The sequence below is a fragment of the Streptomyces sp. P17 genome (genome assembly GCF_032436805.1).
GTDB lineage: Bacteria > Actinomycetota > Actinomycetes > Streptomycetales > Streptomycetaceae > Streptomyces.
Window position 1 is genome coordinate 1 of record NZ_JAVRBF010000975.1, and the last position, 264, is coordinate 264.

Genomic DNA, 264 nt, shown 5'->3' on the forward strand with positions numbered 1-264 from the left:
CGCAGCTCGCGCAGGGCCTGGTGGTGAAGAGCCCGATGGGCGACGTCAGCCTTGCTGCGCCCCGCCTCGTTACCGCCGACCAGCTGGCCGCGCCCTACGATCTCATCGTGTTGAGCTGCAAGGCCTACGACCTTGCCGACGCGATTGCGTCCTTCGCCGCCGCCGTAGGCCCCGACACCAGCATCCTGCCGCTGCTCAACGGAATGGCTCATATCGATGCGTTGAACGCGAAATTCGGATCGGCGCGGGTGCTGGGCGGCCAAT

1 protein-coding gene is annotated in these 264 nt (G+C 66.7%); it reads left to right on the forward strand.

Translation table 11 applies throughout. From position 1 onward, the window contains the following. Positions 1 to 264: 2-dehydropantoate 2-reductase N-terminal domain-containing protein (locus RMT89_RS43625; protein ID WP_315889301.1), on the forward strand; the 264-nt coding region annotated here is incomplete at both ends.